At 59.6% G+C, this 26019-nt stretch carries 30 protein-coding genes; 17 read left to right on the top strand and 13 right to left on the bottom strand.

What is annotated here, in order from left to right; all coding sequences use genetic code 11:
* Positions 1-83 precede the first annotated feature (83 nt).
* The 6 genes from pmbA to ACA049_RS04460 all read left to right on the top strand — a co-directional run bounded on the left by pmbA (position 84) and on the right by ACA049_RS04460 (position 5438).
* Positions 84-1430, top strand: coding sequence for a metalloprotease PmbA (gene pmbA / locus ACA049_RS04435; RefSeq protein WP_010463346.1), 1347 nt, complete (start codon positions 84-86; stop codon positions 1428-1430).
* A 250-nt stretch (positions 1431-1680) separates the two neighbouring features.
* Positions 1681-2088 (top strand): FagA protein, encoded by a 408-nt coding sequence (locus ACA049_RS04440; RefSeq protein ID WP_497333428.1) that lies wholly within the window; start codon positions 1681-1683, stop codon positions 2086-2088.
* Positions 2069-3445, top strand: a complete 1377-nt coding sequence (locus ACA049_RS04445; protein WP_497333430.1) for a class II fumarate hydratase — start codon at positions 2069-2071, stop codon at positions 3443-3445. The genes ACA049_RS04440 and ACA049_RS04445 overlap by 20 nt, the downstream gene beginning before the upstream one ends.
* Positions 3446-3472: 27 nt before the next feature.
* The gene (locus tag ACA049_RS04450; protein WP_497333432.1) at positions 3473-3901 is read left to right on the top strand and encodes a DUF2753 family protein; all 429 of its coding nucleotides are present in this window, start codon (positions 3473-3475) and stop codon (positions 3899-3901) included.
* 1 nt (position 3902) lies between these two features.
* Positions 3903-4514, top strand: a complete 612-nt coding sequence (locus tag ACA049_RS04455) for a superoxide dismutase (protein ID WP_497333434.1) — start codon at positions 3903-3905, stop codon at positions 4512-4514.
* Positions 4515-4544: 30 nt separating this feature from the next.
* Entirely contained in the window at positions 4545-5438 is an 894-nt protein-coding gene (locus ACA049_RS04460) for a ZIP family metal transporter (RefSeq protein ID WP_497333436.1), read from the top strand.
* A gap of 106 nt (positions 5439-5544) precedes the next feature.
* Here ACA049_RS04460 and ACA049_RS04465 read toward each other — a convergent pair whose 3' ends face one another.
* From ACA049_RS04465 to ACA049_RS04510, 10 genes are all read right to left on the bottom strand, one after another.
* Positions 5545-5820, bottom strand: a complete 276-nt coding sequence (locus ACA049_RS04465; RefSeq protein WP_497333437.1) for an HPr family phosphocarrier protein — start codon at positions 5818-5820, stop codon at positions 5545-5547.
* A gap of 15 nt (positions 5821-5835) precedes the next feature.
* Positions 5836-6693, bottom strand: coding sequence for an RNase adapter RapZ (gene rapZ / locus ACA049_RS04470; protein ID WP_497333438.1), 858 nt, complete (start codon positions 6691-6693; stop codon positions 5836-5838).
* 2 nt (positions 6694-6695) lie between these two features.
* Positions 6696-7160, bottom strand: a complete 465-nt coding sequence (gene ptsN / locus ACA049_RS04475; RefSeq protein ID WP_497333439.1) for a PTS IIA-like nitrogen regulatory protein PtsN — start codon at positions 7158-7160, stop codon at positions 6696-6698.
* Between the two features lie 12 nt (positions 7161-7172).
* Positions 7173-7481 carry a ribosome hibernation-promoting factor, HPF/YfiA family gene (gene hpf, locus ACA049_RS04480; protein WP_047537716.1) on the bottom strand — a complete coding sequence of 103 codons (309 nt, stop codon included), beginning with the start codon at positions 7479-7481 and terminating at the stop codon, positions 7173-7175.
* A 74-nt stretch (positions 7482-7555) separates the two neighbouring features.
* On the bottom strand, positions 7556-9049 hold the full coding sequence (locus ACA049_RS04485) for an RNA polymerase factor sigma-54 (protein WP_131061208.1): 1494 nt from the start codon (positions 9047-9049) through the stop codon (positions 7556-7558).
* 184 nt (positions 9050-9233) lie between these two features.
* Complete coding sequence (gene lptB, locus ACA049_RS04490) at positions 9234-9959, bottom strand: LPS export ABC transporter ATP-binding protein (protein WP_109627985.1); 726 nt, start codon at positions 9957-9959, stop codon at positions 9234-9236.
* Positions 9959-10507: a lipopolysaccharide transport periplasmic protein LptA gene (gene lptA / locus ACA049_RS04495; protein ID WP_497333441.1), complete on the bottom strand. Its 549-nt coding sequence runs from the start codon at positions 10505-10507 to the stop codon at positions 9959-9961. The genes lptB and lptA overlap by 1 nt, the downstream gene beginning before the upstream one ends.
* Positions 10494-11066, bottom strand: coding sequence for an LPS export ABC transporter periplasmic protein LptC (gene lptC, locus ACA049_RS04500; protein WP_497333443.1), 573 nt, complete (start codon positions 11064-11066; stop codon positions 10494-10496). The genes lptA and lptC overlap by 14 nt, the downstream gene beginning before the upstream one ends.
* A 7-nt stretch (positions 11067-11073) precedes the next feature.
* Positions 11074-11598, bottom strand: coding sequence for a KdsC family phosphatase (locus ACA049_RS04505; protein ID WP_109627988.1), 525 nt, complete (start codon positions 11596-11598; stop codon positions 11074-11076).
* Positions 11598-12572 (bottom strand): KpsF/GutQ family sugar-phosphate isomerase, encoded by a 975-nt coding sequence (locus tag ACA049_RS04510; RefSeq protein ID WP_497333445.1) that lies wholly within the window; start codon positions 12570-12572, stop codon positions 11598-11600. Before ACA049_RS04510 ends, ACA049_RS04505 begins: the two co-directional genes overlap by 1 nt.
* Positions 12573-12849: 277 nt before the next feature.
* Here ACA049_RS04510 and ACA049_RS04515 point away from each other — a divergent pair, with 277 nt between their 5' ends.
* The 10 genes from ACA049_RS04515 (at position 12850) to hisC (ending at position 20803) form a co-directional block, all read left to right on the top strand.
* Positions 12850-13659, top strand: a complete 810-nt coding sequence (locus ACA049_RS04515; RefSeq protein ID WP_497333447.1) for an ATP-binding cassette domain-containing protein — start codon at positions 12850-12852, stop codon at positions 13657-13659.
* Positions 13659-14456, top strand: a complete 798-nt coding sequence (gene mlaE / locus ACA049_RS04520; protein ID WP_109627991.1) for a lipid asymmetry maintenance ABC transporter permease subunit MlaE — start codon at positions 13659-13661, stop codon at positions 14454-14456. Before ACA049_RS04515 ends, mlaE begins: the two co-directional genes overlap by 1 nt.
* Positions 14456-14923, top strand: a complete 468-nt coding sequence (mlaD, locus tag ACA049_RS04525; protein WP_109627992.1) for an outer membrane lipid asymmetry maintenance protein MlaD — start codon at positions 14456-14458, stop codon at positions 14921-14923. Before mlaE ends, mlaD begins: the two co-directional genes overlap by 1 nt.
* An 11-nt stretch (positions 14924-14934) precedes the next feature.
* A complete protein-coding gene (locus ACA049_RS04530) occupies positions 14935-15588 on the top strand; it encodes an MlaC/ttg2D family ABC transporter substrate-binding protein (RefSeq protein WP_497333449.1) in 654 nt (217 codons plus the stop codon).
* Positions 15585-15890 carry an STAS domain-containing protein gene (locus tag ACA049_RS04535; RefSeq protein WP_109627994.1) on the top strand — a complete coding sequence of 102 codons (306 nt, stop codon included), beginning with the start codon at positions 15585-15587 and terminating at the stop codon, positions 15888-15890. The genes ACA049_RS04530 and ACA049_RS04535 overlap by 4 nt, the downstream gene beginning before the upstream one ends.
* Positions 15891-16004: 114 nt before the next feature.
* Complete coding sequence (locus ACA049_RS04540; RefSeq protein WP_007912386.1) at positions 16005-16244, top strand: BolA family protein; 240 nt, start codon at positions 16005-16007, stop codon at positions 16242-16244.
* Between the two features lie 22 nt (positions 16245-16266).
* Positions 16267-17532, top strand: coding sequence for a UDP-N-acetylglucosamine 1-carboxyvinyltransferase (murA, locus tag ACA049_RS04545; protein WP_109627995.1), 1266 nt, complete (start codon positions 16267-16269; stop codon positions 17530-17532).
* A gap of 129 nt (positions 17533-17661) precedes the next feature.
* On the top strand, positions 17662-18297 hold the full coding sequence (gene hisG, locus ACA049_RS04550; protein ID WP_003188599.1) for an ATP phosphoribosyltransferase: 636 nt from the start codon (positions 17662-17664) through the stop codon (positions 18295-18297).
* A 125-nt stretch (positions 18298-18422) separates the two neighbouring features.
* Complete coding sequence (hisD, locus tag ACA049_RS04555; RefSeq protein ID WP_497333452.1) at positions 18423-19748, top strand: histidinol dehydrogenase; 1326 nt, start codon at positions 18423-18425, stop codon at positions 19746-19748.
* A 2-nt stretch (positions 19749-19750) separates the two neighbouring features.
* Positions 19751-20803 carry a histidinol-phosphate transaminase gene (hisC, locus tag ACA049_RS04560; RefSeq protein WP_497333454.1) on the top strand — a complete coding sequence of 351 codons (1053 nt, stop codon included), beginning with the start codon at positions 19751-19753 and terminating at the stop codon, positions 20801-20803.
* A 117-nt stretch (positions 20804-20920) separates the two neighbouring features.
* Here the strand turns inward: hisC and ACA049_RS04565 are convergent, their stop codons facing one another.
* The 3 genes from ACA049_RS04565 to algW all read right to left on the bottom strand — a co-directional run bounded on the left by ACA049_RS04565 (position 20921) and on the right by algW (position 25005).
* Complete coding sequence (locus ACA049_RS04565) at positions 20921-21640, bottom strand: DUF4198 domain-containing protein (protein WP_497333456.1); 720 nt, start codon at positions 21638-21640, stop codon at positions 20921-20923.
* Between the two features lie 12 nt (positions 21641-21652).
* Complete coding sequence (locus ACA049_RS04570; RefSeq protein WP_497333458.1) at positions 21653-23758, bottom strand: TonB-dependent siderophore receptor; 2106 nt, start codon at positions 23756-23758, stop codon at positions 21653-21655.
* A gap of 86 nt (positions 23759-23844) precedes the next feature.
* Positions 23845-25005 (bottom strand): Do family serine endopeptidase AlgW, encoded by a 1161-nt coding sequence (gene algW, locus ACA049_RS04575; RefSeq protein WP_497333460.1) that lies wholly within the window; start codon positions 25003-25005, stop codon positions 23845-23847.
* Between the two features lie 102 nt (positions 25006-25107).
* On the opposite strand from algW, the gene ACA049_RS04580 reads away from it, so the two are divergent.
* Entirely contained in the window at positions 25108-25866 is a 759-nt protein-coding gene (locus ACA049_RS04580; RefSeq protein WP_109628001.1) for a Nif3-like dinuclear metal center hexameric protein, read from the top strand.
* Positions 25867-26019 lie beyond the last annotated feature (153 nt).

The raw sequence follows: 26019 nt of genomic DNA on the forward strand, positions 1-26019 counted from the left end.
CCATGATAACCAGTCGGGGGCCGCTTGTCCGGCCCGGTCGCTCGAAGGCCCTAGCCGAAAGCAGAATTTGAGTGGAGAACAGCATGAGTGCAGTTGAAAGCGTCGGCCCACAAGCGTTGCCGGCACTGCAAGAACAAGTCGAGCAGATCATTGCTGAAGCCAAGCGTCAGGGTGCCAGTGCCTGTGAAGTGGCCGTGTCCCTGGAGCAGGGCCTGTCCACCTCGGTGCGCCAGCGTGAAGTCGAAACCGTCGAATTCAACCGCGACCAGGGCTTTGGCATCACGTTGTACGTCGGTCAGCGCAAAGGCTCCGCCAGCACCTCCGCCAGTGGTCCAGAGGCGATTCGCGAAACCGTTGCCGCCGCATTGGCCATTGCCAAGCACACTTCCGAAGACGAAGCTTCGGGCCTGGCAGATGCCGCACTGATGGCCAGGGACCTGCAGGATTTCGACCTGTTCCATGAGTGGGACATCACCCCGGAACAAGCCATCGAGCAGGCGCTGACATGCGAAGCCGCGGCATTTGCTGCCGACAGCCGGATCAAGAACGCCGACGGCACCACCCTCAGCACCCATCAAGGCTGCCGCGTCTACGGCAACAGTCACGGTTTCATCGGCGGTTACGCGTCGACCCGTCACAGCCTGAGCTGCGTGATGATCGCCGAGGCCGATGGCCAGATGCAGCGCGATTATTGGTACGACGTGAACCGTCAGGGCAACTTGCTGGCCGACCCGGTGAGCATCGGCCAGCGTGCCGCGCAACGGGCCGCGAGCCGACTGGGCGCGCGTCCGGTGCCAACCTGCGAAGTGCCAGTGCTGTTTTCCGCTGAGCTGGCGGGTGGTTTGTTCGGCAGTTTCCTGTCGGCGATTTCCGGCGGCAGTCTGTATCGCAAGTCGTCGTTCCTTGAAGGCACGCTGGGTCAGAAGCTGTTCCCGGAATGGCTGACCATCGACGAACGTCCGCACTTGATGCGCGCCATGGGCAGTTCGGCGTTCGACGGTGATGGCTTGGCGACCTACGCCAAACCGTTCGTCGAAAAGGGCGAATTGGTGTCCTACATCCTCGGCACCTATTCGGGCCGCAAACTGGGCATGCCGAGCACCGCCAACGCGGGTGGCGTGCATAACCTGTTCGTCACCCATGGTGATGAAGACCAGGCCGCCTTGCTGCGCCGCATGGGGCGCGGTTTGCTGGTCACCGAGCTGATGGGCCAGGGCCTGAACATGGTCACCGGCGATTACTCTCGTGGTGCGGCGGGTTACTGGGTCGAGAACGGCGAAATCCAGTTCGCGGTGCAGGAAGTGACAATCGCCGGCAACATGCGCGACATGTTCAAGCAGATCGTTGCCGTCGGTAATGACCTGGAACTGCGCAGCAACATTCGCACCGGTTCGGTGTTGATCGAGCGGATGACCGTCGCGGGCAGCTAAACCCACCGACCGTTACACAAAAAGGCGCGCCACCGATTGGGTGGCGCGCCTTTTTTATGCGCCATACATCGACCCCCTGTGGGAGCGGGCTTGCTCGCGAAGACGGTGTATCAGTCAACAAAGATGCTGAATGTGATGGCCCCTTCGCGAGCAAGCCCGCTCCCACAAGGAATTTGTCGTGCGTGCCCGGGGTTGTTTTGGTTCTCATTATCATCTAATAATAAATCTCATTACCGAATGAGCCCGGATCATGAGTTCTGCCTTGCACGAGCAGCCTTACCTCGAAAGCTGGCGCTGGATGAGTCGCCAGATCCGTTGCGCGATGGCCCCCGACGAGCCACGCCTGATCGAACATTACCTGGCTGAAGGTCGGTATCTGGCGTGTTGCACGGCCACTTCTCCCTGGACCATCGCCGAAACCTCTTTCCGTTTGCTGCTCGACACCGCCGCCGATGTCGCACTGCCGTGGCATTGGCGGACTTACTGCCTGGACCAGGCCTGGCGCCCGCTGCGCGAACTCGAACGCCTCTCTCTGTGCAAATGCCGCCTCAAGCGCTGGCAAAGCTACACCTGGCAACTGGCGATCTGCGAGTTGCAGCCCTCGATTCCTCTTATAGAACTGGTGCAAGGATTTTCTGATGAACAAGACTCGTATTGAGCGCGACAGCATGGGCGAGCTTCAGGTCCCGGTGGATGCGCTCTATGGCGCGCAGACTCAACGCGCGGTGGATAACTTCCCGATCAGCGGCAAACCGATGCCTGTGCAGTTCATCCGGTCGCTGATTCTGGCCAAAGCCGCCGCTGCCCGTGCCAACGTCGAGCTCAAGCAAATCAGCGAATCCCAGGGCAAAGCCATCGTCGATGCGTCACTGGGTCTGCTTCAGGGCGACTTCATGCAGCATTTCCCGGTGGATATCTTCCAGACCGGTTCCGGCACCAGTTCCAACATGAACGCCAACGAAGTGATCGCCACCCTGGCCAGCCGTCTGCTCGGTGAGCCGGTGAACCCTAACGACCACGTGAATTGCGGCCAAAGCAGCAACGACATCATCCCGACCACCATCCACGTCAGTGCTGCACTCGCGTTGCATGAGCAACTGCTGCCAGCGCTGGTGCGTCTGGTGCAGGTGATCGAGCGCAAGGCTGAAGAGGTCCATCACCACGTCAAAACCGGTCGTACGCACTTGATGGACGCGATGCCGGTGCGCATGAGCCAGGTTCTGAATGGCTGGGCGCAACAGCTCAAGGCCAACATCGGCCATTTGCAAGACCTGCTGCCGAGCCTGCAATCCCTGGCGCAGGGCGGCACGGCGGTAGGCACCGGGATCAATGCGCATCCGCAATTCGCTGCGCGTTTCAGCCAACAGCTGAGTGAGCTGACTCACGTTCAATTCACGCCGGGCAAGGATCTGTTTGTGTTGATCGGCTCCCAGGACACCGCGGTGGCGGTCTCGGGCCAGCTCAAGGCGACAGCGGTTTCCCTGATGAAAATCGCCAACGACCTGCGCTGGATGAACTCCGGTCCACTGGCCGGTCTCGGTGAAATCGAACTCGAAGCCTTGCAGCCGGGTTCTTCGATCATGCCGGGCAAGGTCAATCCGGTGATCCCGGAAGCCACCGCCATGGTCGCCGCCCAGGTGATCGGCAATGACACGGTCATCACCATCGCCGGTCAGTCGGGCAATTTCGAGCTGAATGTGATGCTGCCGATCATCGCCCAGAACCTGCTGAGCAGCATCGAATTGCTGGCCAACTCCAGCCATCTGCTGGGTGAGAAGGCCATCGCCAGCTTCAAGGTCAACGAGGCGCGGATCAAAGAGGCGCTTTCTCGCAATCCGATTCTGGTGACCGCACTCAACCCGATCATTGGTTACCAAAAAGCCGCTGAGATCGCCAAGAAGGCCTATCAGCAGGGCCGTCCGGTGATTGATGTCGCCCTGGAACACACCGACCTGACGCGCAGCCAACTGGAAGAGGTACTCAACCCAGAGAAGCTCACCGCAGGCGGCGTGTAATCACCGCTACCGCTTTGGAGGCTCACCATGGAGCACTGGAAACGCACGATCGAAAGGGCTAATCGCCATTTCATGCTGGGCGAACTTGTTGATGCCCGCGAGGCTTACTTGCAGGCCTTGGCCCTGGCCCAGGTGTTGTTCGAGCGTTGGGCGGATGCCGACGAAGCGGTGGCGGCCTGCGTGATTTCCCATCACAACCTGGCGGACCTGCATTTGCGTCTGAACCAGCCGGAGGAGAGCGCCGAATATTTGTGCGCGATTCATCAGCGGTTACTGCAAACCATGCAGGACCCGCGTCTGGCGCCTGCCCTGCGTGAAGCCGCGTTGCGCCAAAGCAGCAAAACCTATGTCGAGCTGCTGAATTTCATCAGCGAACACGGCGAATACCCGCGCACTCACCGTTTGCTGCGCACCGATATCGCATCGCCTGCGCCTCTACATCATGGAGTTCATTGAAATGGCTTTTACCTTGCCTGCCTTGCCTTACGCCTACGATGCCCTGGAACCGCATATCGATGCGCAAACCATGGAGATCCACTACACCAAGCACCACCAGACCTACATCAATAATCTCAACGCCGCAGTCGAAGGCACCGAATTTGCCGAGTGGTCGGTGGAAAAACTGGTGGCCAGCGTCCAGCAATTGCCGGAAAAACTTCGCGCGGCGGTGATCAATCAGGGCGGCGGCCATGCCAACCATTCGCTGTTCTGGGAAGTGATGGCGCCTCATGGCGGCGGCCAACCCGAAGGTGCGCTGGCCAAAGCGATTGATGAGCAACTGGGCGGCCTGGACAGTTTCAAGGAAACCTTCACCAAAGCCGCGCTGACCCGCTTTGGCAGTGGCTGGGCCTGGCTGAGTGTCACGCCGCAAAAGACCCTGATCGTGGAAAGCAGCGGTAACCAGGACAGCCCGTTGATGAATGGCAACACGCCGATCCTCGGCCTGGATGTCTGGGAACACGCGTATTACCTGCAGTATCAGAACCGCCGTCCGGAATACATCAACGCGTTCTACAACGTCATCAATTGGCCTGAAGTCGCTGCGCGTTATCAGGCTGCGCTGGTTTAAGTCCTCTATAAAAACGTTCCAAGGCTGACTATGGGCACTGAAACACTGGCGATCGGCAGCGGACGAATGTTTCGTTACGCGTTCGGATCGCTGTTGCTGCTGGCGGGCATGACGTTGTTGGTCGCCCATGGACTGGCGTGGCTGGATCTCGAACCCAAACTGCTGCGCGCGCTGCAGGGCGGGGCGATTTGTGCCTTGGGTACGGCGTTGGGCGCGGTGCCGGTGCTGGTGATTCGGCGGATGCCGCAAGCGGTCAGCGATACGCTGCTCGGTTTCGGAGCCGGGGTGATGCTGGCGGCGACGGCGTTTTCGCTGATTGTCCCAGGCATCTCCGCCGCTGAAAGCCTGGGGCTGACACCTTGGGCAGCCAGCGGACTGATCAGCTTCGGCATCATGCTCGGCGCGTTCGGTCTATTTCTGGTGGACCGAAAAGTGTCGGGCGCCTCGCCGGAAATGCTCGTAGGAACGCTGGAGCGGCCGGTCATCCCGCCACGGATCTGGTTGTTTGTGTTTGCCATCATTGCCCACAACATTCCTGAAGGCATGGCGGTCGGTGTCTCGGCCGGTGGTGGAATGCCGGATGCCGACAGCCTGGCCATGGGCATTGCATTGCAGGATGTGCCGGAAGGGCTGGTGATTGCGTTGGTGTTGGCCGGGGCGGGGATGTCGCGGGTCAAGGCGTTCCTGATCGGTGCGGCATCAGGTCTGGTCGAGCCGGTTTTCGCGCTGTTGTGCGCCTGGCTGGTGAGCCTGGCCGAATTGCTGTTGCCTTTGGGATTGGCGCTGGCGGCGGGGGCGATGTTGCTGGTGGTCACCCATGAAGTCATCCCCGAGTCGCGGCGCAACGGTCACGACAAGCTGGCGAGCCTTGGGTTGTTGATCGGGTTTTGTTTGATGATGGTGATGGATACGGCGTTGGCTTGAAGCAAGATCAAAAGATCGCAGCCTCGTTTCACTCGACAGCTCCTACAAACCTACGCGGATCCCTGTAGGAGCTGTCGAGTGAAACGAGGCTGCGATCTTTTGCCGTTTATTCGCCTTCGCCAAAGTAGTCGTTGATCAAATCCACCAATGCCTGCAGCGCCTCATCAGCCTTTTCACCTTCGGTGCTCAGGTGGATTTTTGTGCCTTTGCCCGCCGCCAACATCATCATTGCCATGATGCTTTTGCCGTCGACCGTGGATTCCGGCGTCCGACCTACTCTGATCGTGCAATCCTTGTACTCACCGGCAACGCCGACGAACTTGGCAGAAGCGCGGGCATGCAGGCCCAGCTTGTTGATGATTTCTATTTCCCGAGCAGGCATCGCGATGTGAATCCTTTAGCTGAGGTCGCGGTGGCGAACCTGGACGTTCTTCAGGGATTGTTGCAGAACCTGGCCCAGACGTTCGGTCAGGTAGACGGAGCGGTGGTGCCCGCCGGTGCAGCCAATGGCAATGGTGACATAAGCCCGGTTGCTGGCGGCAAAGCGCGGCAACCATTTGAGCAGGTATGTGGAAATGTCCTGGAACATCTCTTCGACATCCGGTTGTGCCGCCAGGTATTCCGCCACCGGTTGATCAAGCCCGGATTGGTCGCGCAGTTCCGGCTTCCAGTAAGGGTTGGGCAGGCAGCGCACGTCGAACACCAGGTCGGCGTCCACCGGCATGCCACGCTTGAAGCCGAAAGACTCCACCAGGAACGCAGTGCCGGCTTCCGGCTGGTTCAGCAGACGCAATTTGATGGTATCGCGCAGCTGATACAGGTTCAGGTTGGTGGTGTTGACCTTGAGGTCGGCCAGGTCGGCGATTGGGCCCAGCAACTGGGTCTCGTCTTGAATCGCCTCGGCCAACGAACGGTGGGGAGTACTCAGAGGGTGGCGTCGACGGGTTTCCGAAAAGCGTTTGAGCAGCGTTTCTTCGTCGGCATCCAGATACAGCACATCGCATTTGATATGCCGACTGCGGACTTCTTCCAGCAGTTCGGGAAACCGTGACAGGTGACTCGGCAGGTTGCGCGCATCGATGGAGACGGCAACCAGCGGCTGTGCCAGTTCGGTATGAATCAGCGCGCGCTCGGCCAGTTCCGGCAGCAATCCGGCGGGCAGGTTGTCGATGCAGTAGTAGCCGTTGTCCTCGAGAACATCGAGGGCGGTACTTTTACCTGAGCCGGAGCGGCCACTGACGATGATCAAGCGCATGATTACTGACCGTTTTGCTCGTCCAGGACAACCTGATACAAGGCTTCATTGCTCGGGGCACTGCGCAGTTTTTCGCGCACTTCCTTGCGATCGAGCATGCTGGCGATCTGGCGCAACAGTTCCAGGTGGGCATCGGTAGCGGCTTGCGGGACCAGCAGAACGAACAGCAGGTCAACCGGGGCGCCGTCGATGGCGTCGAAATCGATGGGGGCGTCGAGGTGCATCAGCGCGCTGACAGGCGACGTACAACCTTTCAGGCGACAGTGGGGAATGGCGATGCCGTTACCAAAACCGGTCGAACCGAGTTTTTCACGGGCAATCAGAGCCTCGAAGACATCTTGCATCTCCAGATCCGGGACTTCTTTATGGATAAGGTTGGCAATTTGCTCGAGGGCTTTCTTTTTGCTGCCGCCCGGCACGTTCACGAGGGAACGGCCGGGGGTCAGGATGCTTTCAAGTCGGATCATGGGTTGGGAGTGTTAACGACCGGTCGCGCCCTGGAGGAGGCTTTGGGTCTTTTCCTTATGCTTTTTGAGTTGTTTATCGAGCTTGTCGGTCAGCGCGTCGATCGCCGCATACATATCGGTATGCTCCGCGTTGGCGACCACTTCATTGCCGGGAATATGCAGCGTGGCTTCGATTTTCTGCTTGAGCTTTTCGACCGTCATCGTGACCTGCACGTTGGTGATCTTGTCGAAATGCCTCTCTAATCGTTGGAGTTTTTCGCCGATGTAGGTGCGAAGAGGTTCGGTCACTTCCAGTTGGTGTCCACTGATGTTGACTTGCATACAGCTTCTCCTTCGTTGCCAGTGCATAAAGCGGTAGATCAGATGATCTACCACTGGAACGCTGTGGCGTGGCTCTACATCAACCGCTTGCGTTCGCTCGAAGGCGCGATCCCGAGGGATTCGCGGTACTTGGCGACGGTGCGGCGAGCCACCTGAATGCCTTGTGCCTCCAGTAAACCAGCGATCTTGCTGTCACTCAACGGCTTTTTCTGATTTTCCGCGGCAACCAGTTTTTTGATGATCGCGCGGATCGCTGTGGACGAGCATTCACCGCCTTCGGAGGTGCTGACATGGCTCGAGAAAAAGTATTTCAGTTCATATATGCCCCGAGGGGTATGCATGAATTTCTGCGTGGTCACCCGGGAAATCGTCGACTCGTGCATGCCCACCGCTTCGGCGATGTCATGCAGCACCAGGGGCTTCATCGCTTCGTCGCCGTATTCCAGGAAGCCGCGCTGATGCTCGACGATCTGGGTGGCCACTTTCATCAGTGTTTCGTTGCGGCTTTGCAGGCTCTTGATGAACCAGCGGGCCTCTTGCAACTGATTGCGCATGAAGGTGTTGTCGGCGCTGGTGTCGGCGCGGCGCACGAAACCGGCGTATTGGGCGTTGACCCGCAGGCGTGGCACTGATTCCTGGTTCAGCTCGACCAGCCAGCGCTCGTTGTCCTTGCGCACGATCACGTCAGGGACGACGTATTCGGCTTCACTGGACTCGATCTGCGAGCCCGGACGCGGGTTGAGGCTCTGGACCAGTTCGATCACCTGGCGCAGTTCATCTTCCTTGAGCTTCATGCGGCGCATCAACTGGCTGTAGTCGCGGCTGCCGAGCAAATCGATGTAGTCGGTGACCAAGCGCTTGGCCTCGGCCAGCCAAGGCGTCTTGGCGGGCAGCTGGCGCAGTTGCAGCAGCAGGCATTCGCCCAGATTGCGGGCGCCGATGCCGGCCGGTTCGAATTGCTGGATGCGGTGCAGGACGGCTTCGATCTCGTCCAGTTCGATGTCCAGCTCCGGATCGAAGGCCTCGAGGATTTCCTCGAGGGTTTCGTCCAGGTAACCCTGATTGTTGATGCAGTCGATCAGGGTCACGGCGATCAGGCGATCGGTGTCGGACATCGGTGCCAGGTTCAGTTGCCATAACAGGTGGCTTTGCAGGCTCTCGCCGGCCGATGTGCGCGTGGTGAAATCCCACTCGTCGTCATCATTGCTCGGCAGGCTGCTGGCGCTGGTCTGGTAGACGTCTTCCCAGGCGGTATCGACAGGCAATTCGTTGGGAATGCGCTCGTTCCAGTCACCTTCCTCAAGGTTATCCACCGTTGGGGCGGTTTCCTGGTAGGAGGGTTCCGAAACATCGGCGTTGGGGAGCTGTTCGGCTTTGTCGGCCAAGGGGTCGGCGTTATCGAAGTCGTCGCCTTCTTCCTGGCGTTCGAGCATCGGATTGGACTCCAGGGCCTCCTGGATTTCCTGTTGCAGGTCCAGGGTCGACAATTGGAGCAGGCGGATGGCCTGTTGCAGCTGCGGTGTCATCGTCAGCTGCTGGCCCATTCTCAAGACTAGCGATGGTTTCATGGCAGGGGCTTAACACCTTATTCGCCGGCGCACATGCGCCATCCACTACAGGGCGCCGGAGCGCCAAACATAAGCAAATTATATGCCCGAAACTGCAGCGTTTGCCTAGAGCGCTGTAACAATAAAAAAGTATTGATTTTTTATCGAGACAAGCGCTCGGACAACCAGCCAGACACGTCAGCGCTTACAGGCGGAACTCGTGGCCCAGATACACTTCCTTGACCAGTTCGTTGGCCAGGATGGTGGCGGAGTCACCTTCGGCAATCAGCTGTCCATCGTTGACGATGTAGGCGGTTTCGCAGATATCCAGGGTTTCACGGACGTTGTGGTCAGTGATCAGCACGCCAATGCCTTTGGCCTTGAGGTGGTAGATGATCTGTTTGATGTCGCCCACCGAAATCGGGTCCACACCGGCGAAAGGTTCGTCGAGCAGGATGAATTTCGGGTTGGTGGCCAGTGCCCGGGCGATTTCCACACGGCGGCGTTCACCACCGGACAGGCTCATGCCGAGGTTGTCGCGGATGTGGCTGATGTGGAATTCCTGCAGCAGGCTTTCCAGCTCTTTGCGACGATCGGCCTTGTCGAGTTCCTTGCGGGTCTCGAGAATGGCCATGATGTTATCGGCCACCGAGAGTTTGCGGAAGATCGACGCTTCTTGCGGAAGATAGCCGATACCCGCCTTTGCACGACCGTGCATCGGCTGGTGGCTGACGTCCAGATCGTCGATCAGTACGCGACCCTGATCGGCCTGCACCAGGCCGACAATCATGTAGAAGCAGGTGGTCTTGCCGGCGCCGTTAGGGCCCAGCAGGCCGACGATTTGACCGCTGTCGATGGACAGGCTGACGTCACGCACGACCTGGCGGCTCTTGTAGCTCTTGGCCAGATGCTGAGCTTTAAGAGTTGCCATTACTGAGCCTTTTTCGCGTCGTTTTTCGGCTTCGGCTGGATCACCATGTCGATACGCGGACGCGCCTCGGTGACCTTGCTGCCCGTAGCACGCCCGGCGCTCGCAAGCTTTTTCTGGGTGTCGTAGACGATTTTTTCGCCTTGGGTAACGTTGTTGTCCTTGTCGACAACTTTTGCCTTGTCGATCAGCACAACGCGGTTTTGCGAGGCGTGGTACTGGATAGTTACGCCCCAGCCCTGAACAGGCTTGGTGTCGCCCGCAGTCTGCAGTTGCTCGAAGTAGGCCAGGTTGCCCACCGACGTCACCACGTCGATGTCGCCGGTCGAGGTGCGGGTGATGGTCACGGTATTGCCGGTGACCTTCATCGAACCCTGAGTAATGATCACGTCACCTTTATAGGTGGCAACGCCATTCTTGTCGTCCAGTTGGGCGTCGTCGGCCTGAATGCGGATAGGCTGCTCTTGATCGTTCGGCAGAGCCCAGGCGCTCACGCTTCCCAGTGCTGCGCCCAGACTGAGCAAAATAGGGAGAGTTTTAACGAGCCTCATACTGTCCTCTTACGTTCGATAGCAGGTGTATCCTGCTTTCTTTCAAGTACGCTTTCATTCCGTTGCCTGTCGATACACCGCCAGCGCCGTCGATTCTAACGGGTTGATCGGTCTGCGCATATTGCTCCTTGGGGAACACAGTCATACGGGTGGTGGTAATCAGGGTTTTGCGGTTTTTCTCGTCGAAGCGCGTGATGCGGACCGAGTCGATCAGCTCGACCTGAGTACCGTCCGGGTTGACTTCGCCGTGCTCGCTCTGGACGTGCCAGGGAAACTCGGTGCCACGAAACATGTTCAGGTCGGGGTTGGTCAGCAACGTCACCTCGCTCACTTTCAGGTGTTCGACCTTGTCGGACGTCATTTCGTACTGCAATTTGCCGTCCGGCAGGTACTGCACGCTGTGAGCGTTGAGGGCGTAATAGTCGATCGCGGTTTCATCGACCTTGACCACAGGTTTGTCGAGGAAGCGTTCGGGGCTGATGTTCCAGTAGCCGACCGCAGCGAACAGCGCCGCGATGCAGCCGAACAGCAGGATGTTACGAATCTTTTTGCTCAGCATAGTGGGCTCACAGGTACGCGGCGTTGGCCGCATCGAGGCGGCCCTGGGCGCGCAGGATCAATTCACAAAATTCGCGAGCGGCACCTTCGCCACCACGGGCCAGGGTGATGCCATGGGCGTGTTCACGCACGAAGCTGGCGGCGTTTGCTACCGCCATGCCCAGGCCCACGCGGCGAATCACCGGCAGGTCCGGCAAGTCGTCACCCAGGTAGGCGACCTGCTCATAGCTTAGGTTGAGTTGAGCCAGAAGCTCGTCGAGTACCACCAGTTTGTCTTCGCGCCCCTGGTAAACGTGAGGAATGCCGAGGTTTTTCGCTCGACGTTCGACCACCGGGGTCTTGCGGCCGCTGATGATAGCGGTCTGCACGCCGGCTGCCATCAACATCTTGATGCCTTGACCGTCGAGGGTGTTGAACGTCTTGAATTCACTGCCGTCTTCGAGGAAGTACAGGCGTCCGTCGGTCAGTACGCCGTCGACGTCGAAAACCGCGAGTTTGATCTGTTTGCCGCGTTGCAGCAGGTCCGTGCTCATTACATTACTCCCGCACGCAGCAAGTCGTGCATGTTCAAGGCGCCGACCGGGCGGTCATCGCTATCGACCACGACCAGTGCGTTGATCTTGTGGTCTTCCATGATTTTCAGGGCTTCGGCAGCCAGCATCTCGGCACGAGCGGTCTTGCCGTGCGCGGTCATGACCTGATCGATGGTGGCGCTGTGGATATCAATGCTGCGGTCCAGCGTACGGCGCAAGTCACCGTCAGTGAAGATGCCGGCCAGTTTGCCGTCGGCTTCCAGGATCACGGTCATGCCCAGGCCCTTGCGGGTCATTTCCATCAGCGCGTCCTTGAGCAGCGTGCCGCGCTGAACCTGCGGCAGCTCCTGGCCGGCGTGCATGACGTTTTCGACTTTCAGCAACAGGCGTCGGCCCAGCGCGCCACCCGGGTGGGAAAAGGCGAAGTCTTCAGCGGTAAAGCCCCGGGCTTCCAGCAGCGCAACGGCCAGGGCATCGCCCATGACCAGTGCGGCGGTGGTCGACGAGGTCGGCGCCAGGTTCAACGGGCAGGCTTCGTGCTCGACGTGAACATTGAGATTGACCTCGGCAGCCTTGGCCAGCGCCGAGTCCGGGTTGCCGGTCACGCTGATCAATTTGATGCCCAGACGCTTGATCAGGGGCAGCAGGGTGACGATTTCATTGGTGGAGCCGGAGTTCGACAGGGCCAGGATGATGTCGTCCCGCGTGATCATGCCCATGTCGCCGTGGCTGGCTTCGGCCGGGTGCACGAAAAACGCCGTGGTGCCGGTGCTGGCCAGGGTGGCGGCGATCTTGTTGCCGATGTGCCCCGATTTGCCCATGCCGACCACGACCACGCGGCCTTTGCTCTCCAGAATCATCTCGCAAGCGCGTACGAAATCTGCGTCGATATGGGGTAGCAAGCCTTGTACGGCTTCCAGTTCGAGGCGGATGGTGCGTTGTGCAGATTGAATCAGGTCGCTGGATTGGCTCATGTCAGAAATCGTATAGCCTGATGAAAAGGCGGCGATTATAGCGGTAATGATCAAAACCCTCACGCAAGTTCGTCACGCTTTGTCATTCCCTGTTACCGAATCCGCTCTGGACGAGGCTTTTTGCCTGTCATCTTGCTGAACATGGGCCGGCGTGGGCCTTGGGCGCTTGGCCTTTGCAGTGATATAGTTCGCCGCCAGTTCGGCCTGCCCGGGGAGGTATGTGCTTTCGTCAGGAAGCCAGGCGTCCGAGTGTGAGGCTGCATCGCAAGGAGTTTAGATGAGTGCCGATAACGCCTACGCGGTCGAGCTGAAGGGACTGTCCTTCAAGCGCGGTGCGCGCAGCATTTTCAATAACGTCGATATCCGTATCCCGCGCGGCAAGGTCACCGGCATCATGGGGCCTTCCGGGTGTGGCAAGACCACGCTGTTGCGTCTGATGGGCGCACAGTTGCGTCCTACCAAGGGCGAAGTCTGGGTCAATGGCCAGAATCTGCCAAAGCTGTCGCGCAGCGATCTGTTCGATGCGCGCAAGCACATGGGCGTGCTGTTCCAGAGCGGCGCGCTGTTTACCGACCTCGATGTGTTCGAGAACGTCGCCTTTCCGCTGCGCGTTCATACCGAGCTGCCTGAAGAAATGATCCGTGACATCGTCCTGCTCAAATTGCAGGCCGTAGGGTTGCGTGGCGCCATCGACCTGATGCCCGACGAGCTGTCCGGTGGCATGAAGCGCCGTGTCGCGCTGGCGCGGGCGATTGCGCTCGATCCGCAGATTCTCATGTATGACGAACCTTTTGTCGGCCAGGACCCTATCGCCATGGGCGTGTTGGTGCGCCTGATCCGCTTGCTCAACGATGCGTTGGGCATCACCAGCATCGTGGTTTCCCACGATCTGGCCGAGACCGCCAGCATCGCCGACTACATCTATGTGGTGGGCGACGGGCAAGTCCTGGGGCAAGGCACACCCGAGGAGCTGATGAACTCTCAGGAACCGCGTATTCGTCAATTCATGTCCGGCGATCCCGACGGTCCGGTCGCATACCACTTTCCAGCGACGGATTACCGCGCAGATCTTCTGGGGAAGCGTTGATGCGCAAGATTTCACTATTAGAACGCGTGCGTCGATTCGGCCACGGCGGCATCGATGTGCTGTCGGTGTTCGGCCGTTCGGCGATTTTCCTGTTTCATGCCTTGCTCGGCCGCGGTGGTATCGGCGGCGGTTTTGGCCTGCTGATCAAGCAGCTGCATTCGGTGGGCGTGATGTCCCTGGTGATCATTGTGGTCTCCGGGGTGTTCATCGGCATGGTGCTGGCGCTGCAGGGCTTCAACATTCTGTCCAGCTACGGTTCGGAGCAGGCGGTCGGGCAGATGGTTGCGCTGACGCTGTTGCGTGAACTCGGTCCCGTGGTCACGGCCTTGCTGTTCGCCGGGCGCGCAGGTTCGGCGCTCACTGCCGAAATCGGCAACATGAAGTCCACCGAACAGTTGTCCAGTCTGGAAATGATTGGCGTCGACCCGCTCAAGTACATCATTGCCCCGCGCCTGTGGGCCGGCTTCATTTCCCTGCCGGTGCTGGCGATGATCTTCAGCGTGGTGGGCATCTGGGGCGGTTCGTGGGTGGCCGTCGACTGGCTGGGTGTCTATGAAGGTTCCTACTGGTCCAACATGCAGAACAGCGTGACGTTCACCGATGATGTGCTCAACGGCATCATCAAGAGCATCGTCTTCGCCTTTGTCGTGACCTGGATCGCCGTATTCCAAGGCTATGACTGCGAGCCCACTTCCGAGGGGATCAGTCGTGCCACTACCAAGACCGTGGTGTATGCCTCTTTGGCTGTACTCGGCCTGGACTTTATTTTGACCGCCTTGATGTTTGGAGATTTCTGATGCAAAACCGCACCCTGGAAATCGGTGTCGGCCTTTTCTTGCTGGCTGGCATCCTGGCTTTGCTGTTGCTAGCGTTGCGGGTCAGTGGCCTGTCGCCGAGCGCCACCACCGATACTTATAAACTTTATGCCTATTTCGACAATATCGCCGGTTTGACGGTCAGAGCTAAAGTGACCATGGCCGGTGTGACCATCGGCAAGGTCACGGCGATCGATCTGGACCGCGACAGCTTCACCGGTCGGGTGACCATGCAACTGGAAAAGCGCGTAGATAACCTGCCGGCTGACTCCACTGCATCTATCCTGACGGCTGGCCTGTTGGGCGAGAAGTACATCGGTATCAGCGTGGGCGGGGAAGAAGCCCTGCTCAAGGATGGTGGAACCATCCACGACACGCAGTCGTCGCTGGTGCTCGAGGACCTGATCGGTAAATTTCTGCTCAATACCGTTAGCAAAGACGCCAAATGAGGAGCTTTTGAATGATCTCTACCTTGCGACGTAGCCTGTTGGTATTACTCGCGGCCTTGCCGTTGATGGCTCACGCCGTGGCAGCGCCTTCAGCGCACGATATCGTGAAAGACACCACTGATCGGTTGCTCGCCGATCTGTCGGCCAACAAAGAGAAGTACAAGCAGGACCCGCAAGACTTTTACACGGCGCTGAACACCATCGTCGGGCCGGTTGTGGATGCCGAGGGCATTTCCAAAAGCATCATGACGGTCAAATACTCGCGCAAAGCCACGCCGGCGCAGATGAAAACCTTTGAAGAAAACTTCAAGAAGGGCCTGTTCCAGTTCTATGGCAATGCCTTGCTCGAGTACAACAATCAGGGCATCACCGTCGATCCTGCCAAGGATGAATCCGGGGACCGCACCAGCGTTGCCATGACGGTCAAGGGCACCAACGGCTCGATCTATCCTGTGTCGTACACACTCGAGAAGATCAACGGCGAGTGGAAACTGCGCAACGTGATCATCAACGGCATCAACATCGGCAAGCTGTTCCGCGATCAGTTCGCTGATGCGATGCAGCGCAATGGCAATGACCTGGACAAGACCATCAACGGTTGGGCCGGGGAAGTCGCCAAAGCCAAGGAAAAATCCGCAGACGCCACCGAGAAGTCTGCCCAATGAGTGTGTCGGCCATTCGCATGAGCGAAACCGGCGAGCTGCGCCTCAGTGGCATGCTGGATTACCGTACCGGCCCCGGTCTGCGCAAGCAGGGGCAGGCGTTGATCAAATCCAGCACGGCTGCCGAAGTGGTGGTCGATTGTTCGGCGGTGTTGAAGTCCAGCAGCGTGGGCTTGTCCCTGCTGCTGTGTTTCATGCGCGATGCTGAGGCGGCCGGCAAGGCGCTGAGCATTCGCGGGATGCCAGAAGACATGCGTGAAATCGCTCAGGTCAGCGAATTGACCGAGCTGTTGGCGCATCCCTAACCAGCATCTATAAAGAAGCCCCCCGTCAGAGTCCTGCTTCGCGGGGTTCGCAGGCGCGGGGCTTTTTTGTATGATGTCCGACCCGCGCGCACAGGGCGCCGATTGAGGTTGAGCATGCAGGCCGTAGAAGTGAAGAGCTTCCTTGAAGGAAAGCTGCCCGGAACGTTGGTAGAAGTTGAGGGCGAAGGCTGCAATTTCCAGCTGAACGTGATTAGCGATGAACTGGCGGCGTTAAGCCCGGTGAAGCGTCAGCAGCAGATCTATGCCCATTTGAACCCATGGATCACCGATGGCAGCATCCATGCGGTCACTATGAAATTTTTCAGCAGCGCGGCCTGGGCCGAGCGCACCTGAGCCCAAGGGCGTCGAGATTCTTATGGATAAATTGATTATTACTGGCGGCGTTCGTCTTGATGGCGAAATCCGCATCTCCGGGGCGAAGAACTCTGCCCTGCCGATCCTGGCTGCAACTCTGCTGTGCGATGGCCCGGTGACTGTTGCCAACCTGCCGCACCTGCACGACATCACCACCATGATCGAGCTGTTCGGTCGCATGGGCATCGAGCCGGTGATCGACGAGAAGCTCAGCGTCGAAATCGACCCGCGCACCATCAAGACCCTGATCGCCCCGTACGAACTGGTGAAAACCATGCGTGCGTCGATCCTCGTGCTGGGCCCGATGGTTGCCCGTTTCGGTGAAGCCGAAGTCGCCCTGCCTGGCGGTTGCGCCATCGGTTCGCGTCCGGTTGACCTGCACATCCGTGGTCTCGAAGCCATGGGCGCAGTCATCGACGTCGAAGGCGGCTACATCAAGGCCAAGGCGCCAGAAGGCGGCTTGCGCGGTGCGCACTTCTTCTTCGACACCGTCAGCGTGACCGGTACCGAAAACATCATGATGGCCGCCGCTCTGGCCAAGGGCCGCAGCGTGTTGCAGAACGCCGCTCGCGAACCTGAAGTCATCGACCTGGCGAACTTCCTGATCGCCATGGGTGCGAAGATCACCGGCGCCGGCACCGACACCATCACCATTGATGGCGTTGAGCGTCTGCACCCGACCACCTACAAAGTGATGCCTGACCGTATCGAAACCGGCACCTACCTGGTGGCGGCAGCGGTGACCGGCGGTCGCGTGAAGGTCAAGGACACTGATCCGACGATCCTCGAAGCCGTTCTGGAAAAACTCCGCGAGTCGGGTGCTGAAATCACCTGCGGCGAAGACTGGATCGAGCTGAACATGCACGGCAAGCGGCCGAAAGCCGTTAACGTGCGGACCGCTCCATACCCGGCGTTCCCGACTGACATGCAGGCGCAGTTCATCTCCCTCAACGCCATTGCCGAAGGCACGGGCGCTGTGATCGAGACGATCTTCGAAAACCGCTTCATGCACGTTTACGAACTGCACCGCATGGGCGCTCACATCCAGGTCGAAGGCAACACCGCCATCGTCACCGGCATCGAAAAGCTCAAGGGCGCGCCAGTCATGGCCACCGACCTGCGTGCTTCGGCCAGCCTGGTGATCTCGGCACTGATCGCCGAAGGCGACACCCTGATCGACCGCATCTACCACATCGACCGTGGTTACGAGTGCATCGAAGAGAAACTGCAGATGCTCGGCGCCAAGATCCGCCGCGTACCGGGCTAGTTTCTGCTGCATGGGCGCAGGGACGCGCCCGTTGAATTCGTTTTGAATCGAGGCTGGTGACGGCCTCGATGTGTGTCCGGCGCCGTTTGCGACCGGGCATGAGTACCTTGATAAGGACTGACGTTTCCCATGTTGACCATCGCACTGTCCAAGGGCCGCATCCTTGACGACACCCTGCCGCTTCTGGCTGAAGCGGGCATCGTGCCGACCGAGAATCCGGACAAGAGCCGCAAGCTGATCATCCCCACGACCCAGGACGACGTGCGTCTGCTGATCGTGCGCGCCACCGATGTGCCGACCTACGTCGAGCATGGTGCCGCGGACCTGGGCGTCGCCGGTAAAGATGTGCTGATGGAATACGGCGGCCAGGGTCTGTACGAGCCTTTGGACCTGCGCATTGCCCTCTGCAAGCTGATGACCGCCGGCCGTGTCGGCGACGTCGAGCCCAAGGGCCGTCTGCGTGTGGCGACCAAGTTCGTCAACGTTGCCAAGCGTTACTACGCCGAGCAGGGTCGTCAGGTTGACATCATCAAGCTCTACGGCTCGATGGAACTGGCGCCGCTGATCGGTCTGGCGGACAAGATCATCGACGTGGTCGACACCGGCAACACCTTGCGTGCCAATGGCCTGGAACCCCAGGATTTCATTGCCGACATCAGCTCTCGGCTGATCGTCAACAAAGCTTCGATGAAGATGCAACACGCCCGTATCCAGGCGTTGATCGACACCCTGCGCAAGGCAGTGGAGTCTCGACACCGCGGCTGATTCACCTGCGCGACGTCAAGTCGCGCCGTCTATCCGCCTCATAGCCAGAATTCTCAGGTGCCCAAGCGGATCGAATGTTAGCTTCGGGCGCCTGAGTTTTTTGCCAATCCTATGAGGCTCTCGCTATGACCGCACCGACTGCAATTCGCCGACTCAACGCTGCTGACCCGGATTTCGCGCATCATCTGGATCATCTGCTGAGCTGGGAAAGTGTGTCTGACGACTCGGTCAATCAGCGCGTGCTGGACATCATCAAAGCCGTGCGCGAGCGTGGCGACGCGGCGCTGGTGGACTTCACCCGGCAGTTTGACGGCCTGGACGTTGCGTCCATGGCGGACCTGATCCTGCCGCGCGAACGCCTGGAACTGGCCCTGACCCGGATCACCGTGCCTCAGCGTGAAGCGCTGGAAAAAGCCGCGTCCCGCGTGCGCAGCTACCACGAAAAACAGAAGCAGGATTCCTGGAGCTACACCGAAGCCGACGGCACGGTGCTGGGCCAGAAAGTCACGCCGCTGGATCGCGCCGGCCTTTACGTGCCGGGCGGCAAGGCGTCGTACCCGTCCTCGGTGCTGATGAACGCGATTCCGGCCAAGGTCGCCGGCGTGACCGAAGTGGTCATGGTGGTGCCGACTCCTCGCGGTGAAATCAACGAACTGGTGCTGGCCGCGGCCTGCATCGCCGGTGTCGACCGCGTCTTCACCATTGGCGGCGCGCAAGCGGTGGCCGCATTGGCTTACGGCACCGAAAGCGTGCCGAAGGTCGACAAGGTGGTTGGCCCGGGCAACATCTATGTCGCCACCGCCAAGCGCCACGTGTTCGGCCAGGTCGGCATCGACATGATCGCCGGCCCGTCGGAAATCCTCGTGGTGTGCGACGGCCACACCGATCCGGACTGGATCGCCATGGATCTGTTTTCCCAGGCCGAACATGACGAAGACGCCCAGGCGATTCTGGTCAGCCCGGACGCCGAGTTCCTCGACAAGGTCGCCGCCAGCATCGCCAAACTGCTGCCGACCATGGAGCGCGCCGAGATCATCGAAACCTCGATCAATGGCCGTGGTGCGCTGATTCAGGTTCGCGACATGGAGCAAGCCATCGAAGTGGCCAACCGCATTGCGCCGGAGCACCTGGAGTTGTCGGTGGCCGATCCGCAGGCATGGTTGCCGCTGATTCGCCACGCGGGTGCGATCTTCATGGGCCGCCACACCTCCGAAGCCCTGGGCGATTACTGCGCAGGTCCCAACCACGTATTGCCGACCTCCGGCACCGCGCGGTTCTCTTCGCCGCTGGGTGTGTACGACTTCCAGAAACGCTCGTCGATCATCTTCTGCTCCGAGCAGGGGGCGTCCGAACTGGGCAAGACCGCTTCCGTGCTGGCCCGTGGCGAGTCGCTGACCGCCCACGCCCGCAGCGCCGAATACCGCATCGTTGACGAACAAAAGGACAACTGAAGATGAGTAAATTCTGGAGCCCGTTCGTCAAGGATCTGGTGCCTTACGTGCCGGGCGAGCAGCCGAAACTGGCGAAACTGGTGAAGCTCAACACCAACGAGAATCCGTACGGCCCATCGCCCAAAGCCTTGGCGGCGATGCAGACCGAACTCAATGACAACCTGCGTCTGTACCCGGACCCGAACAGCGATCTGCTGAAAAACGCCGTGGCCACGTATTACGGCGTGCAGGCCAATCAGGTGTTCCTCGGCAACGGCTCGGACGAAGTCCTGGCGCACATTTTTCACGGCTTGCTGCAACACGACAAAGCGGTGCTGTTCCCGGACATCAGCTACAGCTTTTATCCGGTCTACTGCGGGTTGTACGGCATCCAGTTCGACGCGGTGCCGCTGGACGAACAGTTCCAGATCAACCCGGCGGACTACGCCAGGCCGAACGGCGGGATCATCTTCCCGAATCCGAACGCGCCGACCGGTTGCCTGTTGGCGCTGGACGCGGTGGAGCAAATCCTCAAGGCCAGCCCGGATTCGGTGGTTGTGGTGGATGAGGCTTACATCGACTTTGGCGGCGAGACCGCGATCACGTTGGTCGACCGTTATCCGAACCTGCTGGTGACTCAGACCTTGTCCAAATCCCGTTCGCTGGCTGGCTTGCGTGTTGGCTTGGCGGTGGGGCATCCGGATTTGATCGAGGCGCTGGAGCGGATCAAGAACAGCTTCAACTCCTATCCGCTGGATCGTCTGGCGAATGTCGGGGCTGCCGCTGCATTTGAAGACCGTGAGTACTTCGATAAGACCTGCCGGTTGGTCATCGAGCATCGTGAGTGGGTGGTTGCGCAACTGGAAGGGAAGGGCTTTGAAGTGTTGCCGTCGGCGGCGAACTTCATCTTCACGCGCCATCCGCAGCATGACGCGGCTGGACTCGCGGCGAAGTTGCGTGAGCAGGGCGTGATCGTCCGGCACTTCAAGCAGGAGCGGATTGCGCAATTCTTGCGGATCTCCATCGGCACACCTGAACAGAATCATGCGTTGATCGACGGCCTCGGCGACCTCTGATCCACCGTTGATCCCGTAGGAGCGAGGCTTGCCCGCGAAGAACGATGACACGGTTTACCTGTTACACCGAGTTATCGTTCTTCGCGGGCAAGCCTCGCTCCTACAGGGTTTTGTGGGTTATTCGTGGTGCGGTTCGCCGAGGAACGTCAGTGAGCTGAACACTCCGCGCGTTGCCACATCCCGATTGTCCTTCAACACAATTTCCATCTGCGCCGAAATCACATTCAATCCTTCGTTACGCACCACCACCTGCGCGCGGCCGTCCTTGTCCGTCTCGGTGCTCAACGTATTCGGCGCACTGCGATAGTCGCCCGTCAACTTCACCCCCGCCGCCGGTTTCCCATCCAGTAGCACTCGCACGGGCAGCAACTTGCCCGGCCCGACCGTCAGCGGATCAACCTCCGGCAGGATCAGCAATTTCATCTGATCAAGCTTCGGCAACTTCGCTCCCGGTTGATAAATCGCCAGGCTGTATTTGAACGTCTGCGTTGACTCGATAGCCCCCGGCACTTTGCTGCGTCCTTCGTTGATCCACTTTTTATCCGCCGTCTGCGACCACATGCCGTTGTCCAGCGCCACCGCCAACACGGCGGGCGGTTTCAATGGTTGTAAACGGGCGTGATCGGCCAGTCGCTGCACGGTCACCGGGATCATTTTTCCATTGATGTCATAGGCCCAGGCGCCGCTGATTTTCTGCGCCTTGAAGGCGTTGTCTTCGGCGCCGTGGCCGTAAATCACTTCGATGTTGCCGCGACGTTGTTCGGTCCAGAGGCCGTGGGCCGAGACCTGGCTCGCGAACAGCAGGCCGAGCAGCGCCAGAGGTTTGAGGTGATGCATGTGAACTTCCTTTTACAGATTGAGTGTCAGGCTGACGGTGAAATTGCGCGGCTCGCCGGGGTTGACCCAGTAATTGCTGTACGAGCGCTCGAAGTATTTCTCGTCGAAAACGTTGTTCAGGTTCAGGCCGACCGTGACGTTTTCACTGGCCTTGTAATGGGCGAGCAGGTCGACGGTGTGGTAGGGCGGCAGTTCGAAATCGCTGCCGGATTCACCCGAGCGATCACCGACGTACGTGAATGCCGCGCCGACGTCTGAGCCACGCAAATGGCCATCCTGAAATTCATAAACCCCCAGCAGACTGCCGCTGCGCTTGGCCACGCCGAGGATGCGGCTGCCGGTGGGAATCACCTTGTCGCCTTGAGTGACTTCGGCGTCGATGTAGGCGAAGGCGCCGATCACCCGCACGGCGTCCGTCACTTGCCCGGTGACTTGCAGGTCGAAACCCTGGCTGCGGGCCTTGCCCATGGCGCGGCTGGCGTCCGTGGCCGGGTCGAGTGCGAGGACGTTTTCCTTTTCGATATGGAAGGCGGCGAGGGTGGTGCTCAAGCGGTCGTCGAACAGCTCGCTCTTGATCCCGACTTCGTATCCGACGCCTTCTTCCGGGGCGAAGGATTTCCCCGCAGCGTCCAGACCGTTGTTCGGTTTGAACGAGGTAGAGGCGTTGGCGAACACCCCGACTTCAGGCGTCAGTTGATAGAGCAGGCCGGCCCGTTGGGTCAGCGCATCGTGGCTCTGACGGCTGGTGGCACCGCGACTGTGATCGTCGATGCTTTGTTCGAAATGCTCGACGCGCGCACCGAGCATGCCGCGCAGCTTGTCGGTGAAGACGATCTGATCCTGCAGGTTCAGCGCCCGGCTTTCGACGTGTTCGAATAAGTCCGTACCAGAGCGCGTGCCGTTGGGTTTCGGCTGGCCGTAGATGGGCTTGTAAATGTCGATGGCGTAGGGGCCACCGGCAATGGTCGTGACCCGTTCGTTCTTGCGGAAGTTTTCGTACTCGCTGCCAATCAGCAGTTCGTGCTGCCAGCTACCGAGGTCGAACAGACCGCGCAATTCGAGTTGGGTGATGCTGTCGTGCCAGTTGGTATCGCGCTCGCGATAGCGTCGGTTGACGGTGTGGCTGTCGGCATTCAGCGGGCGGTTTTCGGAGGCGTAGCCCCAGAGTTTGCCTTCCTTGTAATGACTGGCCAGGCGCAGTTTCCAACTGTCATTGAGATGATGTTCGAGCGCCGCTTGCAGCAGGTTGTTGTGGTTGTCGATGTTGCCGTCATTGGGTTCGCCGAGGAATGTCGAGCGGGAAACGCCACTCCATTTATTGTTCGGCGCAACGATGCCGCGATCGAACGTGGAGTTATGACGGACGAATTCGCTCTCTACCAACAGGCTGGTGTCAGAGTTCAATTGCCAACTGAAGGAGGGCGCAACGAACACTCGCTGGCTGTCGACGTGATCGCGGAAGCTGTGGTTGTCCTCGACGGCCAGGTTGATTCGCGACAGCACGTTGGCGTCGTCATCCAGCGGCGTGTTGACGTCGAGAGCGGTGCGATAGCGATCCCAACTGCCGGCGCTGGTTTGCAGGGTGGTGAACGCTGCGGGCTGTGGTTTCTTGGTAACAATGTTCACCGTGCCGCCGGGATCGCCGCGTCCATAGAGGCTGGCGGCGGGGCCTTTGAGCACTTCGATGCGCTCGATATTGGCCGCGTCCGGCGTACTCGGATAACCCCGGTTGGCGCTGAAGCCGTCCTTGTAGAACTCAGAGGTGGTGAAGCCGCGCACGCTGTATTCGTAAAGCGTCAGGCCGCCGAAGTTGTTCTGCTTCGACACGCCGCCGGCAAAATCCAGGGCGCGTTCGACACTGGTGCTGCCCAGGTCATTGAGTACGCTGACGGGGATTACGCTGATGGATTGCGGGATGTCGCGGATCGCGGTGTCGGTTTTGGTCGCGCTGGAAGAGCGCGTGGCGCGGTAGCCCTTGACCGGGCCGGTAGGTGATTCGTAGTCGGAGGTGACGCTGATGGCGTCCAGTTCGAGGGTGCCGGGCTCTTCGGCGAAGACCGGGTCCGCCAGCAGGCCAAGGGCAAGACTTGCCACTGAAGCCATTGTTCGAGACGACATGTTATGTTGTTCCAATTGAGATATTGAAACAATATAACATGTCTAATGAGAATGTCTTCTATTAGCCCGAGATCCTCGGGCTAGCGTCAGTCTTCTTCTTTTTCTTTAACCGGTGCCGGTGGCGGACGCAGGCCGATTTCAGCGGTGAGCTTCAGCTCTTTGCCGTTGCGCATCACCTGAATCGTGACCTTGTCGGTCGGTTTGATCCGCGCGACCTGGTTCATCGAACGACGACCGTCGCCGGCCGGTTCGCCGTCGATGCTGAGAATCACGTCACCCAGTTGCAGGCCGGCCTTCTGCGCCGGACCGTCGCGGAAAATCCCCGCGACCACAATCCCCGGGCGCCCCGACAGACCAAACGATTCCGCCAGTTCCTGACTCAACGGTTGCACTTCGATGCCGAGCCAGCCGCGAATCACCTGGCCGTGTTCGATGATCGACTTCATCACTTCCATCGCCAGTTTCACCGGGATCGCAAAACCGATGCCTTGCGAGCCGCCGGACTTGGAGAAAATCGCGGTGTTGATGCCGGTCAGGTTGCCGTTGGCATCCACCAGCGCGCCGCCGGAGTTGCCGGGGTTGATCGCGGCGTCGGTCTGGATGAAGTCTTCGTAGTTGTTCAGGCCCAACTGGTTACGGCCGGTGGCGCTGATGATGCCCATGGTCACCGTCTGGCCGACGCCGAACGGGTTGCCGATGGCCAGCGCGACGTCACCGATGCGGATGTTGTCGGAGCGGCCGACGGTGATCGACGGCAGGTTTTTCAGGTCGATCTTCAGGACCGCGAGGTCGGTTTCCGGGTCGCTGCCGATTACCCGGGCCAGGGTTTCGCGACCATCCTTGAGCGCGACCACAATCTGGTCGGCGCCGCTGGTCACGTGGTTGTTGGTCAGCAAGTAACCTTCCGGGCTCATGATCACGCCCGAACCCAGGCTCGATTCCATGCGCTTCTGCTTGGGCGAGTTGTCGCCGAAGAAGCGGCGGAACTGCGGATCTTCAAACAAGGGATGGTTCGGTTTGTTGATGACTTTGGTGGTGTACAGGTTGACCACGGAAGGCGCAGCCGTGGTCACCGCGTCGGCATAGGACACCGGACCCTGTTGCATGGTGGTGGTTTGCGGGGCTTGCTGCAGGTTGACGTCGAGGCTCGGAAGCCCGACCCACTGCGGGTAACGCTGGATGATCAACAGAGCGATAAGCACGCCGGCCAACAACGGCCAGCCGGAAAAACGCAGCGCCTTGAGCATTAAGCACGTCCTGAGAGGTTGCAGGCGGTATGAGACCGCCCATAATGTCGCGCATTATACGAGGCGCAGCTCGCCTCTGAACGGGATATTTAGGAGTCTTTTATGGCCGTCGCCTTGAGCACCCTGGTCGAAGAAGCCGACCGTTACCTTAACAGTGCCAGGATTGCCGATTACTGCCCCAACGGCTTGCAGGTCGAAGGCCGGCCGCAGGTGATGCGCATCGTCAGTGGCGTCACCGCCAGCCAGGCATTGCTGGACGCCGCCGTCGAAGCGCAGGCCGATCTGGTGCTGGTGCATCACGGCTATTTCTGGAAGGGCGAGAACCCGTGCATCACCGGCATGAAGCAGCGTCGGTTGAAAACCCTGCTCAAGCACGACATCAGCCTGCTGTCCTATCACTTGCCCCTGGACCTGCACCCGGACGTCGGCAACAACGTGCAGCTGGCGCGTCAGCTCGACATCACGGTCGAAGGCCCGCTGGATCCGGACAACCTTAAAGTGGTTGGCCTGGTCGGCTCGTTGAGCGAACCGATGACGCCGCGTGATTTCGCTCGCCGCGTGCAGGAAGTCATGGGCCGCGAACCGCTGCTGATTGAAGGCAGCGAGATGATTCGCCGCGTTGGCTGGTGCACCGGTGGCGGCCAGGGTTACATCGATCAGGCGGTGCTGGCCGGGGTCGATCTGTACCTCAGTGGCGAGGCTTCCGAGCAGACCTTCCACAGCGCCCGGGAAAACGACATCAGCTTCATCGCCGCCGGTCACCACGCTACCGAGCGTTATGGCGTGCAGGCACTGGGCGATTACCTGGCCCGGCGCTTTGCGCTGGAGCACATCTTCATCGATTGCCCGAACCCGATCTGATTTCCACACCATTCCCTGTAGGAGCGAGGCTTGCCCGCGAAGCACGATAACGCGGTGCATCGGGCATACCGAGTATCGTTCTTCGCGGGCAAGCCTTGCTCCTACAAGGGGGCGGGGCCCAAACGAGGGGGTATATTCATATACCCTTTCGAT

The organism is Pseudomonas sp. LBUM1662 (assembly GCF_059695915.1).

Coding starts and splice junctions, on each gene's coding strand:
- ACA049_RS04485 (WP_131061208.1), bottom strand. CDS start 9,049: ATGAAACCATCGCTAGTCTTGAGAATGGGCCAGCAGCTGACGATGACA.
- ACA049_RS04535 (WP_109627994.1), top strand. CDS start 15,585: ATGAGTGTGTCGGCCATTCGCATGAGCGAAACCGGCGAGCTGCGCCTC.
- ACA049_RS04505 (WP_109627988.1), bottom strand. CDS start 11,598: ATGAGCACGGACCTGCTGCAACGCGGCAAACAGATCAAACTCGCGGTT.
- ACA049_RS04460 (WP_497333436.1), top strand. CDS start 4,545: ATGGGCACTGAAACACTGGCGATCGGCAGCGGACGAATGTTTCGTTAC.
- hisG (WP_003188599.1), top strand. CDS start 17,662: ATGTTGACCATCGCACTGTCCAAGGGCCGCATCCTTGACGACACCCTG.
- algW (WP_497333460.1), bottom strand. CDS start 25,005: ATGCTCAAGGCGCTGCGTTTTTCCGGCTGGCCGTTGTTGGCCGGCGTG.
- ACA049_RS04515 (WP_497333447.1), top strand. CDS start 12,850: ATGAGTGCCGATAACGCCTACGCGGTCGAGCTGAAGGGACTGTCCTTC.
- hisC (WP_497333454.1), top strand. CDS start 19,751: ATGAGTAAATTCTGGAGCCCGTTCGTCAAGGATCTGGTGCCTTACGTG.
- lptC (WP_497333443.1), bottom strand. CDS start 11,066: ATGCTGAGCAAAAAGATTCGTAACATCCTGCTGTTCGGCTGCATCGCG.
- ACA049_RS04445 (WP_497333430.1), top strand. CDS start 2,069: ATGAACAAGACTCGTATTGAGCGCGACAGCATGGGCGAGCTTCAGGTC.
- ACA049_RS04510 (WP_497333445.1), bottom strand. CDS start 12,572: ATGAGCCAATCCAGCGACCTGATTCAATCTGCACAACGCACCATCCGC.
- mlaD (WP_109627992.1), top strand. CDS start 14,456: ATGCAAAACCGCACCCTGGAAATCGGTGTCGGCCTTTTCTTGCTGGCT.
- mlaE (WP_109627991.1), top strand. CDS start 13,659: ATGCGCAAGATTTCACTATTAGAACGCGTGCGTCGATTCGGCCACGGC.
- ACA049_RS04540 (WP_007912386.1), top strand. CDS start 16,005: ATGCAGGCCGTAGAAGTGAAGAGCTTCCTTGAAGGAAAGCTGCCCGGA.
- ACA049_RS04440 (WP_497333428.1), top strand. CDS start 1,681: ATGAGTTCTGCCTTGCACGAGCAGCCTTACCTCGAAAGCTGGCGCTGG.
- murA (WP_109627995.1), top strand. CDS start 16,267: ATGGATAAATTGATTATTACTGGCGGCGTTCGTCTTGATGGCGAAATC.
- ACA049_RS04455 (WP_497333434.1), top strand. CDS start 3,903: ATGGCTTTTACCTTGCCTGCCTTGCCTTACGCCTACGATGCCCTGGAA.
- ptsN (WP_497333439.1), bottom strand. CDS start 7,160: ATGATCCGACTTGAAAGCATCCTGACCCCCGGCCGTTCCCTCGTGAAC.
- lptB (WP_109627985.1), bottom strand. CDS start 9,959: ATGGCAACTCTTAAAGCTCAGCATCTGGCCAAGAGCTACAAGAGCCGC.
- hisD (WP_497333452.1), top strand. CDS start 18,423: ATGACCGCACCGACTGCAATTCGCCGACTCAACGCTGCTGACCCGGAT.
- lptA (WP_497333441.1), bottom strand. CDS start 10,507: ATGAGGCTCGTTAAAACTCTCCCTATTTTGCTCAGTCTGGGCGCAGCA.
- hpf (WP_047537716.1), bottom strand. CDS start 7,481: ATGCAAGTCAACATCAGTGGACACCAACTGGAAGTGACCGAACCTCTT.
- ACA049_RS04580 (WP_109628001.1), top strand. CDS start 25,108: ATGGCCGTCGCCTTGAGCACCCTGGTCGAAGAAGCCGACCGTTACCTT.
- pmbA (WP_010463346.1), top strand. CDS start 84: ATGAGTGCAGTTGAAAGCGTCGGCCCACAAGCGTTGCCGGCACTGCAA.
- ACA049_RS04465 (WP_497333437.1), bottom strand. CDS start 5,820: ATGCCTGCTCGGGAAATAGAAATCATCAACAAGCTGGGCCTGCATGCC.
- ACA049_RS04565 (WP_497333456.1), bottom strand. CDS start 21,640: ATGCATCACCTCAAACCTCTGGCGCTGCTCGGCCTGCTGTTCGCGAGC.
- ACA049_RS04570 (WP_497333458.1), bottom strand. CDS start 23,758: ATGTCGTCTCGAACAATGGCTTCAGTGGCAAGTCTTGCCCTTGGCCTG.
- rapZ (WP_497333438.1), bottom strand. CDS start 6,693: ATGCGCTTGATCATCGTCAGTGGCCGCTCCGGCTCAGGTAAAAGTACC.
- ACA049_RS04450 (WP_497333432.1), top strand. CDS start 3,473: ATGGAGCACTGGAAACGCACGATCGAAAGGGCTAATCGCCATTTCATG.
- ACA049_RS04530 (WP_497333449.1), top strand. CDS start 14,935: ATGATCTCTACCTTGCGACGTAGCCTGTTGGTATTACTCGCGGCCTTG.